Annotated in this window: 15 protein-coding genes; 11 read left to right on the top strand and 4 right to left on the bottom strand. The window is 58.7% G+C overall.

The window, feature by feature from the left end:
• Positions 1 to 16: 16 nt before the first annotated feature.
• Complete coding sequence (locus ACEWMW_RS11940; protein ID WP_409414168.1) at positions 17 to 814, bottom strand: enoyl-CoA hydratase/isomerase family protein; 798 nt, start codon at positions 812 to 814, stop codon at positions 17 to 19.
• A complete protein-coding gene (locus ACEWMW_RS11935) occupies positions 814 to 1,218 on the bottom strand; it encodes a DUF2177 family protein (RefSeq protein ID WP_409414167.1) in 405 nt (134 codons plus the stop codon). The genes ACEWMW_RS11940 and ACEWMW_RS11935 overlap by 1 nt, the downstream gene beginning before the upstream one ends.
• Positions 1,219 to 1,281: 63 nt before the next feature.
• On the opposite strand from ACEWMW_RS11935, the gene ACEWMW_RS11930 reads away from it, so the two are divergent.
• The 11 genes from ACEWMW_RS11930 (at position 1,282) to ACEWMW_RS11880 (ending at position 10,947) form a co-directional block, all read left to right on the top strand.
• Positions 1,282 to 1,533 (top strand): exodeoxyribonuclease VII small subunit, encoded by a 252-nt coding sequence (locus ACEWMW_RS11930; protein ID WP_409414166.1) that lies wholly within the window; start codon positions 1,282 to 1,284, stop codon positions 1,531 to 1,533.
• 1 nt (position 1,534) lies between these two features.
• Entirely contained in the window at positions 1,535 to 2,443 is a 909-nt protein-coding gene (locus tag ACEWMW_RS11925; RefSeq protein WP_409414165.1) for a polyprenyl synthetase family protein, read from the top strand.
• On the top strand, positions 2,440 to 2,952 hold the full coding sequence (gene coaD, locus ACEWMW_RS11920; protein ID WP_409414164.1) for a pantetheine-phosphate adenylyltransferase: 513 nt from the start codon (positions 2,440 to 2,442) through the stop codon (positions 2,950 to 2,952). The genes ACEWMW_RS11925 and coaD overlap by 4 nt, the downstream gene beginning before the upstream one ends.
• A gap of 97 nt (positions 2,953 to 3,049) precedes the next feature.
• Complete coding sequence (locus tag ACEWMW_RS11915) at positions 3,050 to 3,748, top strand: peptidylprolyl isomerase (protein ID WP_409414163.1); 699 nt, start codon at positions 3,050 to 3,052, stop codon at positions 3,746 to 3,748.
• Positions 3,749 to 3,786: 38 nt separating this feature from the next.
• The gene (gene queA, locus ACEWMW_RS11910) at positions 3,787 to 4,815 is read left to right on the top strand and encodes a tRNA preQ1(34) S-adenosylmethionine ribosyltransferase-isomerase QueA (RefSeq protein ID WP_409414162.1); all 1,029 of its coding nucleotides are present in this window, start codon (positions 3,787 to 3,789) and stop codon (positions 4,813 to 4,815) included.
• A gap of 38 nt (positions 4,816 to 4,853) precedes the next feature.
• The gene (locus ACEWMW_RS11905) at positions 4,854 to 6,278 is read left to right on the top strand and encodes an 8'-apo-carotenoid 13,14-cleaving dioxygenase (protein WP_409414161.1); all 1,425 of its coding nucleotides are present in this window, start codon (positions 4,854 to 4,856) and stop codon (positions 6,276 to 6,278) included.
• Positions 6,279 to 6,283: 5 nt separating this feature from the next.
• Complete coding sequence (locus tag ACEWMW_RS11900; RefSeq protein ID WP_409414160.1) at positions 6,284 to 7,243, top strand: ABC transporter ATP-binding protein; 960 nt, start codon at positions 6,284 to 6,286, stop codon at positions 7,241 to 7,243.
• The gene (locus ACEWMW_RS11895) at positions 7,240 to 8,007 is read left to right on the top strand and encodes an ABC transporter permease (RefSeq protein WP_409414159.1); all 768 of its coding nucleotides are present in this window, start codon (positions 7,240 to 7,242) and stop codon (positions 8,005 to 8,007) included. The genes ACEWMW_RS11900 and ACEWMW_RS11895 overlap by 4 nt, the downstream gene beginning before the upstream one ends.
• A gap of 44 nt (positions 8,008 to 8,051) precedes the next feature.
• A complete protein-coding gene (locus tag ACEWMW_RS11890) occupies positions 8,052 to 8,996 on the top strand; it encodes a DUF481 domain-containing protein (protein WP_409414158.1) in 945 nt (314 codons plus the stop codon).
• A 6-nt stretch (positions 8,997 to 9,002) separates the two neighbouring features.
• Positions 9,003 to 10,130: a tRNA guanosine(34) transglycosylase Tgt gene (tgt, locus tag ACEWMW_RS11885; protein ID WP_409414157.1), complete on the top strand. Its 1,128-nt coding sequence runs from the start codon at positions 9,003 to 9,005 to the stop codon at positions 10,128 to 10,130.
• 19 nt (positions 10,131 to 10,149) lie between these two features.
• A complete protein-coding gene (locus ACEWMW_RS11880; protein WP_409414156.1) occupies positions 10,150 to 10,947 on the top strand; it encodes a M50 family metallopeptidase in 798 nt (265 codons plus the stop codon).
• On the opposite strand, the gene ACEWMW_RS11875 is transcribed toward ACEWMW_RS11880, so the two are convergent.
• Entirely contained in the window at positions 10,937 to 11,737 is an 801-nt protein-coding gene (locus ACEWMW_RS11875; RefSeq protein ID WP_409414155.1) for a class I SAM-dependent methyltransferase, read from the bottom strand. The genes ACEWMW_RS11880 and ACEWMW_RS11875 overlap by 11 nt on opposite strands.
• Before the next feature lie 107 nt (positions 11,738 to 11,844).
• Positions 11,845 to 12,459 (bottom strand): 30S ribosomal protein S4, encoded by a 615-nt coding sequence (rpsD, locus tag ACEWMW_RS11870; protein ID WP_409414154.1) that lies wholly within the window; start codon positions 12,457 to 12,459, stop codon positions 11,845 to 11,847.
• Positions 12,460 to 12,530 lie beyond the last annotated feature (71 nt).

Below are 12,530 nucleotides of genomic sequence, written 5' to 3'. Positions count from 1 at the left end.
CCCCTGTATGTCTGCCTTAGCGAGCCACGATGTCTTCGCCGCCTGCCAGGAATTCGCGCATGCGGCTCATCGCCTCATCATTCGCTAGCAATGTCCCCATGAATTCCGTGGCTGCTGTATTGATACCTTGATCGAGCGCTTCACCCGCAGAGACGAGCGCCGCCATCCGCTTAACCGCCGCGAGGCCGCCTTGGGGTAGCAAAGCTAGGTCGCGTGCTACATCCATGGCCTGAGCCAATGCATCGCTCGCCAATTCGTGAACCATTCCCAAGCGGAGCGCTTCATGCGGATCGACCACCCGACCGCGCAGGACCATTTCCTTTGCTCTCGCCAATCCAACCACGTGCGATAGCAGCTGTAATCCGCCAAGCCCCGGAATGATGCCGAGGCGCGTCTCAGGCAGGCCAATCGTGTAATCGCCATGCTGCGCAATTCGAATATCGCAACCCAATGCGAATTCGAAGCCGCCCCCCATACACATGCCGTTGATCGCGGCGATGGTCGGTTTGGGGTAGTCGAGCAGCAAGTCGAACATGGCGTAGACCGGAGAATCCGCGCGCTCACCCGCTTCGCCGCCGGCTCCAGAAGCGGCGATCTCGCCGACCGCGACAATCTCACCCACGTCATAGTGGCGAATGAAAACACCGGGCACGCCGCCTGTAAATACGATCACGCGAACCGCATCGTCCGTTTGCGCTTCCCGCAAATGATCGAGCAGTTCCGTCGCCGTCTCGGCATTCATGTAGCCAAGTGGCGGATTGGCGATGGTCAACAGCCGCACACCGCCGTCATCACTGGCGGTGACTTGCGCCACTAGGCGTTGCCCAGGCGCAGCACCGCGAATGTAGCGACACCGCTGGCCACCGCCGTGGCAAATGCTCCCCACAGGATATCTGCGATGGTGATGTGCGTCGCCCAGACCTTCATCACGGCCTGGCTGGTGAGATCGAAGGTGGCGTAACATAACGCGCCAAGCAGCGCGCCGTTAAGGATCGCCGTCGAGACATTGCCCGTGGCCATCGCCGGTTTGATGGCGAACCAGACCATTCCGGCGATGTAGATGAAGTAGAAGACTGCAGCTGCGCCGCCGCGGAACTGGTCCGCCATTATCTCACCAATTACAGGGCGGTAGAGGTTCGGGCCGGCCCAGCGCAGCCAGAAGAAATCCAGGATACCGAAACTGATTGCGGCAGCGACGTAGGCAATAATCCACTTCATTGCGTTCTCCCCGTTATGTTGCCAGCTTGACCGCACGCCTCGCGCCCGTCAATGCTCTGGTGCATGGCAGAGGGTTCCGGCGAAATCGCGAAACTGAGCTTTGAAGAGGCGCTGAAAGCGCTCGAAGATGTGGTGCGCCGTCTCGAAGGCGGCGAAGTTCCACTCGACCAGTCGATCGAGCTTTATGAACGGGGCGACAAGCTACGAGCGCATTGTCAGGCGCGTCTCGATGCGGCGCAAGCCCGGATCGAGAAGATTGTCGCCGGTACAGATGGCAAGCCGACCGGAACTGCTCCGTTCGATTCGGAAGGCTGACATGGCTTTGACCGAAGTCGAGAATCGCTTGCTGCCCCGTGCTTTGGAAGAAATTCAGCGCGAAGTGGATGCGTGTTTCGATACGCTGCTCCCGATCCCTGATGATACGCGCGCCAAGTTGATAGAGGCAATGCGCTATGCTGCCATCGGCGGCGGCAAACGCGTGCGGCCGCTGCTGCTGGTGAGCACTGCCGAGCTTTTCGGGGTCGATCGCGAGTTAGCCGTGCTTGTCGCCTGCGCTGTGGAATCGATCCATGTCTATTCGCTGATCCATGACGATTTGCCCTGCATGGATGATGACGCGCTGCGGCATGGTAAGCCTACGGTGCACCTTGCGTTTGACGAAGCCACGGCGGTTCTTGCCGGAGATTCCCTGCACGCTCTGGCGTTTGAAATTCTCACGGACCACAATGCGATCGGGGATCCTTTCGTGCGCGCAGAGCTCGCCGGGGCTCTCGCCACAGCGTCCGGCATGAACGGTATGGCAGGCGGACAGGTGATGGATATGGCGGCGGAGGCCGTCGAATATGACCTCCATTCGATCACGCGGCTGCAGCAGCTCAAGACCGGCGCCTTGTTGGCAGCTTCAGTTGAAATGGGCGCAATACTCGGCAAGGTTCCGCCTGAAGGCCGCGCGCATCTGAGAGCCTATTCGCGCGATATCGGGCTGGCATTCCAGATCGCCGATGACTTGCTCGACGAGGAAGGCGACGAAGAACTCGCCGGCAAGGCGCTGCGCAAGGATGCAGTGCAGGGCAAGCAGACTTTCGTCTCGCTGATGGGTGTCGAACAGGCGCGCGAGCAGGCGAGAATGCTGGTCAGCCAGGCCCAGGGCCATCTGGTTGGCTATGGTCATGAGGCAGAGCTGCTGCGAGAACTTGCGCGGTACATTGTAGAGAGGGACAAATGAGCGAACGCATAGGCATCTATCCGGGCACTTTCGATCCCATCACTCTGGGCCATGCTGATATCATCCGCCGCGGCAGCAAATTGGTCGATCGCTTGATTATCGGCGTGACGACCAACCCTTCGAAGAATCCGATGTTCACTTTCGAGGAACGCTGCGAAATGGTCCGCGCCGAAGTCGACCGGCTGGAAATCGATCATGTCGAGATCGTCGGGTTCAATGCTTTGCTGATGAAATTTGCGCGCAAGCAGGGTGCCAATGTGATTATTCGCGGCCTTCGTGCTGTGGCCGATTTCGAGTACGAGTATCAGATGGCCGGGATGAACCAGCAGATCGATGACGAGATCGAAACGGTGTTCCTGATGGCCGATGTCTCGCTCCAACCCATTGCCAGCAAGCTGGTCAAGGAAATCGCGCTGTTCGGCGGAGATATCTCCCCGTTCGTTAGCGCTGACGTGCGGGATCAGGTGGTTGCACGGGTGGAAAAGATTGGGCGGCTGGGAGATTACTGAGCGCAGCTTATCCACTGCGCCGATCATTCATTGAACCGACAGTCCGGGCAGGTTAAACGCGCGGCAACCACATCAGACACAATTCGACAGGAAATACATGTTCAAGCCCTTGATCGCCGCCGGAGCCATGCTCGCAACGGTATCGCTGCCTGGCGTTGCGCTTGCTCAAGACGAAGACGCAGCAGGTGAAGTCGTGGCCGAAGCAGCGGTCGCGACGGAAGCGCCGCGCGTTCTCCAGCCGATAAATTACAATATCTCGGAAGACCGTGAGAACATCCTCCTGCTCGACCTTTCGAACGGTGAACGCGTAGCTATCCGCTTGATGCCGAGTTGGGCTCCTAATCACGTCGAACGCGTGAAGACGCTTGCTCGGTCGGGTTTCTACGATGGAGTGATATTCCACCGCGTTATCGAAGGCTTCATGGCACAGACCGGCGATCCGACTGGAACGGGGCAGGGCGGTTCGCAGCTTCCCGACATGGAAGAAGAGTTCAACACGCGCCCGCACATTCGCGGGACCGTATCGATGGCGCGTGCTGCATCGGAAGACAGCGCAAACAGCCAGTTCTTCATCGTCTTCTATCCACGCTTCAGCCTCGACAATCGCTACACCAATTTTGGCCGGGTAATCTCGAACATGGCGGCGGTCGATGCGATCAATCGCGGTGAGCCGCCCGCAAACCCGACGCGGGTGCTGCAGGCTTCGATTGCATCGGATAACAAGCCGGTGCCGGTTGCTGCGCCGCCGGTGCAGCAGGAAGAGATCACTGCCGACATGTTGAGCGGCTCTATCTAGGCCTTTCCTGCCGCGCAGCTCTCGCCTAGTGGCGCGGCATGCGCGTCGACCTTTTCGATTTCGAGCTTCCTAATGAACGGATCGCCCTGCGTCCGGCGCGCCCGCGCGATTCCGCGCGATTGCTGGTGGCGCGAGGCGACGAGACAATCGCCGATCAAACGGTGCTCGATCTCCCGGCGATGCTGGAACGGGGTGATGTTCTTGTCTTCAACGATACGCGGGTGATTCCGGCCCAGCTGGAAGGTAGGCGTGGTGAAGCCAGGATCGGCGCGACGCTGCACAAGCGGATCGATCTCAGGCGATGGCAGGCTTTCGTGCGCAATGCCAAGCGCTTGCGCGAAGGCGATCAGGTCGTTTTCGGTGGCGATGTGACAGCGCTTGCCGAAGAGCGTCTGGTTGACGGCAGTTTCATCTTGGCCTTCGAAGGCGAAGAACCGGTTGAAGTATTGCTCGATCGCGCCGGGACGATGCCTCTGCCGCCCTATATTGCGGGGAAGCGTGCGACCGACGAGCAGGACCGCGAAGATTACCAGACCATGTTTGCCGAGAAAGATGGGGCGGTCGCAGCCCCCACGGCATCGCTCCATTTCACCCCGCGCTTGATGGAAGCGCTGGCGGAGCGGGGCGTCCTCTCAGAAACGCTCACGCTCCACGTGGGAGCGGGGACGTTCCTGCCGGTTAAGGCTGATGACACCGAAAATCATGTCATGCATTCCGAATGGGGCCGGATCGAACCGGATTTGGCCGAGCAGCTCAATGCGGTGCGCGCAGCAGGTGGCCGGATCATCTCGGTGGGCACTACCAGTTTAAGGTTGCTCGAAAGCGCAGCGCGCGATGATGGCGTGATCGAGCCGTGGGAAGGCGACACCGACATTTTCATCACGCCCGGTTATCGTTTCAAGGCGATAGACGGTCTGATGACCAATTTTCACCTTCCCAAATCGACGCTCTTCATGCTGGTCAGTGCGCTCATGGGGCTTGAGCGGATGCACCAGATCTACGCTCGTGCGATTGAGCAGGAATATCGTTTCTACAGCTACGGGGATTCGTCCTTGCTCTTGCCGTAATTCATGTTAGGTTGCATTTCGAAACTGGAGTTGAGATTATGGCAAGCGTTATCGAGAAAACCATCCGCAAGGCTGTCACCCCGGTGATCACCGGGGTATCCGAGTTCAATCGCAAGCGCCTCAAGGATGCGCAGGATAACCCGTTCCTGCACGGCATTCATACGCCGATGGACGGCGAATTGACGCTTAAGGATCTCCAGGTCACCGGTGAAATTCCGACTGAGCTGGATGGGACCTATGTTCGTATCGGTCCCAACCCGTTCGGCGGTCTCAGACAGGGCCATCATTGGTTTATCGGCGATGGTATGGTCCACGGCGTGCGGATCAAGGGCGGCAAGGCCGAATGGTATCGCAATCGCTATATCCGCTCGAACGACCTTGAAGCCGAAGGCGGGCCAAAGGCAGTCGGCGGTCCGCGCCGCGGGTTTGGCGATACCGTCAATACGAATGTGCTTAAGATGGGCGACAAGACAATGGCGCTGGTTGAGGCCTCGTCGTTTCCCGTCGAGTTGGATGAGCACCTCGAAAGCGTAGCCTATTCGGACTTTGGCGGCGGGCTTACTGGATCTTTCACCGCGCATCCTCATCAATGTGCCGATACCGGCGAATTCCATGCGATCTGCTACGAAGGCAGCGACGACAAGACGATCCGCCACGTCGCGATGGACAGCTCGGGACGAGTGCTGCGTGAGGCGCCCATCGCCGTCCAGCATGGCCCGTCGATCCACGATTGCGCGCTGACCTCCAAGCATGTCGTCATATTCGACCTGCCGGTACGTTTCTCGATGAAAACCCTCATCGCGGGCTATCGCTTCCCCTATCGCTGGCAGCCTGAACATGGCGCCCGCGTTGGCTTGATCCCGCGCAATGGTACCGAGGTACGCTGGGTCGATGTCGATCCGTGCTACGTCTTCCATATCGGCAATAGCTTCGAGAAAGACGATGGTACGGTCGTGGTCGATTGCTGTGTCTACGAGACGATGTTCGATGGCGAGATGCCTGGCCCCTATGGCAAATCACTCGGACTCGAGCGCTGGACCATCACCCCGGGCGCAACCAAGGTGGACCGCGCGACCCTCGACACGGCCGGGCAGGAGTTCCCGCGCCCTGACGAGCGATACTTTGCCAAGGATTACCGATATCTTTGGACGATGGGGCTGCCGGAAGACGAAAATCTGGAATTCGTCGCTCCCCAACCCTTATACCGACACGATCTACAGACAGGCGAGAAGGTCACGCGTGAATTGGGAGAGGGCAAGGTCCCCGGCGAGTTCGTATTTATCCCGCGCTCGGACGATGCACCCGAAGGCGACGGTTGGCTGGTCGGTTACATTATCGATCGCGGCAGCGGGACGACCGATCTGGCCATCCTCGATGCCGCCACGCTGAGTGATGTGGCGCGGATACATATGCCGCATGTCATTCCCCCGGGCTTCCACGGGAACTGGATTGCCGCTAGCTGACTTTAGTGAGCGAGACTGCAGAACCGATTCTCCAGCTCGAGGGGCTGACAAAAGTCTATTCCGGCGGATTGAAAGCGCTCGATTCCGTCGATCTGGAGATTCGCAGGGGCGAGATTTTTGCCCTGCTCGGACCGAATGGCGCGGGAAAGACCACGCTGATCGGCGCAGTATGCGGTATCGTGCGCCCCACTTCTGGCACGATCCGCGCCTTCGGTTTCGATATGGCCAAGGATTGGCGGGAAGCGCGCTCGCGGATCGGGCTAGTCCCGCAGGAGCTCAGCACAGACATGTTCGAGCCCGTTCACCGCGCTGTGTCTTATTCGCGCGGTCTGTTCGGCAAACCCGCCGACAAGGCCAAAATCGAAGAGGTCCTGCGCAGCCTTAACCTGTGGGAGAAGCGTGACGAACGGATCATGGCGCTTTCCGGTGGCATGAAGCGGCGGGTCCTGATTGCCAAGGCGCTGGCGCATGAGCCCGATCTGCTGTTCCTTGATGAGCCGACAGCGGGCGTGGATGTCGAACTGCGCAAGAGCATGTGGCGCCAGATTGACGAGATGCGCGCGCGCGGGGTCACTGTTATCCTGACCACGCATTATATCGAAGAAGCCGAGGAGATGGCCGACCGGGTGGGGGTGATCCGCGACGGCAAGATCCTGATGGTCGACAACAAAGATGCGATGATGGCCAGGCTCGGTCGGACCGAGGCCCTGATTGACCTCGCGCAGCCGCTTGCCGAGATTCCGTCAAGCATTGCGCATCTGGGCGTTACCTTGACCGATGACCGCAAGCAGCTTTGTTATCGCGGCGGAGATGGGACCGGTACCGGCAAGGCCGAAGTCGCCGAATTGACCAAGCTGCTCACGCGCGCCGGGATCGATTACGCCGGCATCGATATTCACGAATCCTCGCTCGAAGACATCTTCGTCGGCCTGGTCGAGCACCGCGACGAGGAGCCGGCGGAATGACCTTCAATTTCCGCAGCGCCTGGGCGATCTACAAACGCGAGTTGCTGCGTTTCCTGCGCACGGCTTTCCAGTCGGTGCTCGCGCCCGTTCTCACGACCTCGCTCTATTTCATCGTCTTTGGCGCTGCGATTGGCAGCCGCATGCAACCGATCGGAGGCATACCCTACGAGGCGTTCATCATACCCGGCCTGCTAATGTTGACTTTGTTGGGAGAGACAACCAGCAATTCGAGCTTCGGTATCTACATGCCTCGCTTCACGGGCACGATCTACGAACTCCTTTCTGCGCCGATCGGGGTGGCGGAAACGCTGGTCGGCTTCGTCGGCGCGGCGATGACCAAGAGCCTGATCCTCGCGGCGATCATTCTCACGACAGCACTGCTATTCGTAGACTACACAATCGTGCATCCCTTGTGGGCTCTCCTCTTCATTATGCTGGTCGCTGCCAGTTTCAGTCTGTTCGGCTTCATCTTGGGCGTGTGGGCGGACAACTTCGAAAAGCTCGGTATTATTCCCATTTTGATCCTTACCCCGCTGACCTTCCTTGGTGGAACTTTCTACTCGCTCGACATGCTGCCCGACCCTTGGGACAAGATCGCGCTGCTTAATCCGATTGCTTTTCTCGTCAGCGGTTTGCGCTGGACATTCTACGGCAGCGCCGATGTTTCGATTGCGATCTCGCTGGGGCTGACGGTCGGTTTCCTGGCAGTCTGCATCGCTATCATCGCCATCATCTTCAAGACCGGTTGGCGTCTGCGCGAGTAGATTCAGGGTGGCCTTGCTCACCCCGCCACGCTAGCTCGCGCCGCATGTTTTCACGTTCACTGATCGTCGCCGCAATCTTCTTATTCGCGATCCCTGCACAGGCCCAGATTCCGGAAAGCGTCAAGGCCATGGTCGATGCGGCCCTTGCGACCGGCGATCCCGAGAAGGTCGGAACAATCATTGAGATCGCGAAGCAAACCAATCCTGACGAGGCAGCAGAGCTTGATCGGATCCATCAAGGGTTTCTCGATGAGCGGATGAAGCAGGCTCGTCTTGCCGAAAAAGCGGAAGAGCGCGAGATCAAGCAGGCTGGCTTATTCGATCTATGGTCCGGTGAAGGACAGATCGGTGCGTCACACTCTAGCGGAAATAGTGATTCATTGGGCCTGAACGCAGCCATCAAGCTCAAACGCGAGAGCCTGCGGTGGAGCCACCGGCTGCAGGCGGTAGCGGATTTCCAACGCAATGACGGTGAAACAAGGCGCGAGCAATTCCTCGCCAGCTACGAACCGCGGTACCAGCTCAGCGACAAGATCTTCGCTTATGGGCTGGGTCAGTATGAGCGCGACAGATTCCAGGGTTTCTCAGCGCGCTACGCCGTTTCTGGTGGCATTGGTTATCACCTGATCGACCGCGAGGACCTCAATTTCGCGATCAAGGCGGGGCCTGCCTTTCGCCGTACAGAGTTTATTGTCGGTGAAAGCGAAAGCGAGCTCGCAGCTCTGGTGGGGCTCGATTTCGACTGGGCCATAAGCGATGGGCTTTCGCTCACCCAGGACACCAATATGGTGGCTGATGCGGGCGGCAACGCGGCTGCGATCGTTGGGGGCTCCAACACTTCTATCAACGTTGTTACTGGCCTGCAGGCAAAGGTGAGCGATAGCATCAGTATGCGTTTCTCTTACCAGATCGAGTATGACAGCAACCCGCCAGCAGGTGCTGTGAAAACCGATACGACATCGCGCTTCTCGCTGGTTTATGGATTTTAGGACTGGATGACCCGCTTTTCCTTCTCGATTGAGGCAACCGACGGCAAATCCCGCCTTGGCAAAATTGCGATGGAGCGCGGTGAGATTCGCACACCCGCGTTCATGCCAGTGGGGACGGCAGCGACGGTCAAGGCGATGAAGCCGGAGGTCGTCCGCGAGACCGGTGCGGATATCATCCTCGGCAATACATATCACCTGATGCTGCGGCCGGGCGCTGAGCGGGTCGCCAAGCTCGGCGGGCTGCACAAATTCATGAACTGGCAGCGCCCGATCCTGACCGATAGCGGCGGCTATCAGGTGATGAGCCTATCCGAACTGAGAAAGCTGACTGAAGAAGGAGTCGAATTTCGCAGCCACCTGGACGGTTCCAAGCACATGCTCACGCCTGAGCGCTCGATGGAGATCCAGCGCCTTCTTGGTTCGGACATCGTGATGGCATTCGACGAGTGCCCGCGCGCCGATCAGCCGCGAGACGAGATCGCAAAGAGCATGGAGCTTTCGATGCGCTGGGCGAAACGAAGTCGCGATGCATTCGATGCGGGCGGAGAGCACGCAACAATTGCGGCTCTCTTCGGCATCCAGCAGGGCGCACTCGACGAAGAATTACGCAAGCAGAGCGCCGAAGCTCTGATCGACATCGGTTTTGATGGCTATGCCGTGGGAGGTCTGGCCGTGGGCGAGGGGCAGGAGGCGATGTTTGCCACGCTGGATTTTGCTCCCGCGCAGCTGCCCCAAGACAGGCCGCGCTACCTGATGGGCGTGGGCAAGCCCGATGATCTGGTCGGGGCGGTCGAGCGCGGGATCGACATGTTCGATTGCGTTCTGCCGAGCCGCTCCGGGCGCAATGGTCAGGCCTTTACCTGGAACGGGCCGCTCAACCTGCGCAATGCGCGCTTTGCGGAAGATACCGATCCGCTCGATGATCGCTGTTCCTGCCCGACCTGCAAGACCTACTCGCGCGCTTACCTGCACCACCTTGTCAAATCGGGCGAAATTCTCGGTGCGATGCTGATGACCGAGCATAATCTCTCGTTCTACCAGCAGCTCATGCAGGCCATGCGAGATGCAATATGGCAGGGCGGCTTTTCCGAATTTGCCGCGGAGTTTCGCAGGAATTTCTTGCGCGCTGGCTAGGCGGCGATAGGCTTGCGAAATGAACAAGCTTCCCGAACCCTCCGGCCGCCACGTGGTCCAACCGGCCAAGTGGGGGCTCCCATTTGCAGAGGATGAAATGAAAGCAGTCGCCAAGCGCGAGCAGAGCTACATCGTTGCGATTGCCATCTGTACGATCCTAGCCTGGCAGACCGAAATCGGCACTTTGGCGCTGATGCCATTCACCTTGCTCGCAACATGGTATCACGAAATGGCGCACGGCCTGATGGCAATGATGCTCGGCGCCAACTTCGACCAGTTGGTGATCTTCTCCAACGGTTCTGGCTATGCCCAATATTCGGTCAACGGAACGATGTGGGGCATTTCCAGCGCACTGGTTGCCGCAGCTGGGCTGCTTGGCCCGGCAATTGCCGGTTCGGGCATGATCATCGCTTCGCGGTCCAAGCTGACCACCCAGCTCGCACTGGCGGGATTGGGCGCAGCACTGATCATCTCGACGCTGATTTGGGTGCGTTCGATTACCGGGTGGATCGTGCTCCCCGCATTTGCCGTAGCAAGCATCTGGATCGCATTTTCGCGCCGACCACGATTGCAGCGTTTTGCTATCGAGTTTTTAGGGGTTCAGGCCGCGATCAGCATCTGGTTGCACCTTGGGTACCTGTTCAGCGACGGCGGTGTGATGGATGGCCGCAGGATAGTTTCGGACACCGGCGTCATCGCCGATGCGCTCTTCCTCCCTTACTGGGTATGGGGCGGCCTGATCACGGCGACGGTGGTGTGGATGATCTGGTGGTCGCTGCGCCTTGCGCGGCGGGATAGTGCTCAGATCACTCGTTGAATGCGTTTATCACGAGCGCTTCGAGCTCAAGGACACCGCCAAGTTCACTTTCGAGTTTATCAAACACATCATCTCGCACCGCGTTGCAGTCACCTCCGCGTTCTTCGATCTCCTGACTGACGGGATTTCCGAACACCAAGCCGCGCGAGAAATCTTCGAGCGATTTAATCGGGTCGGAGAACTTGACAGTCTCTATCTCGACAGAAGCGAAGCCGGCAGCACGCAAATTCCCTTCAATTTCGGCCGCGTCGTTGTAGCCAAAAGGGACTTTGTAGAAGCCGGGCGGATCCTGTGGGAAATGACGCACAACGACTTGATGGGTGACCTGCGCAAAGGGGTTGGCTGACCAGCTTCCCCATACGCTGAACATATAGCGTCCTTTGGGCCGCAGTACGCGCGCGGCCTCGCGATATGACTTGGCTTTGTCTGGAAAAAACATAACTCCGAACTGACTCACAATCAGATCGAAGCTGGCATCCGTGAAAGGTAATTCGCAGGCATCAACAGCCTGGAAAGATGCATTCGCCGCAGGGCTGATTTTGGATTGCGCAATTTCTAGCATCGGCTCGTTGAGATCCGTGACGACCAGGCTTGCTGATTGGGGCAAAGCGGCATGAAGGGCTTGCGAGACTATTCCCGTTCCTGCGGCAAGCTCGAGAATGTCCGTGGGCGTTATTGCGCAGGCGCGCCGGACCAAATCGGCAGCGTAGGGCTCGAATATATGTGGACCCAGTCCCGTGTCATAGTTCTCGGGGATCGAGCCGACGAAGTTAGCTGCGCTTGATGACATGATGGTTTCCAATGGATGGTGAGAGCGCAGTCTACCATGTGCCATCTTGGAATCAAAAAGGGCGGCCCCGCGGGACCGCCCTCATGAATTCGTAACCGAGTGACCGATTAGCGCGAGTAGAACTCGACGACCAGGTTCGGTTCCATCGTAACCGGATAAGGCACTTCATCGAGCGAAGGAACGCGGTTGAAGGTCACCTTGTCATTGCCATCGGGGACCACATAGTCGGGAATTTCCCGCTCGGGCAGGCTTTGTGCTTCGATAACCAGCGCCATTTCCTGCGCCTTCTTGCCGAGGCTGATGACATCACCGAGGTCGCAGCGACGGCTCGGGATGTTGCACTTCACGCCGTTCACATAGATGTGGCCGTGGTTGACGATCTGGCGTGCAGCAAAGATCGTCGGAGCGAACTTGGCGCGGTATACGATCATGTCGAGGCGGCGCTCAAGCAGGCCGATCAGGTTCTGGCCGGTGTCACCCTTCATCCGCGTCGCGTCCGAATATGTGCGCTTGAACTGCTTCTCGGTCACGTCGCCGTAATAGCCCTTGAGCTTCTGCTTGGCGCGCAGCTGCAGGCCGAAGTCGCTCATCTTGCTCTTGCGGCGCTGACCGTGCTGGCCTGGGCCGTAGGAACGCTTGTTGACTGGGGAGTTGGGACGACCCCAGATGTTTTCACCCATCCGGCGGTCGAGTTTGTACTTGGCGCTCTTGCGCTTTGACATAAGTCTTTCCTTCAATTTGCTGTCGCTACCCTTGTGGCAGCGCTTCAACCCGGCAACGCACCATATGACCT

Origin of the sequence: Litorerythrobacter xanthomarinus (assembly GCF_046254955.1) — a bacterium.
In the GTDB taxonomy this organism is placed as follows: Bacteria; Pseudomonadota; Alphaproteobacteria; order Sphingomonadales; family Sphingomonadaceae; genus Qipengyuania_C.
The sequence above is the reverse complement of the archived record's forward strand: the minus strand, read 5'-3'. Positions and strand labels throughout refer to the sequence as shown.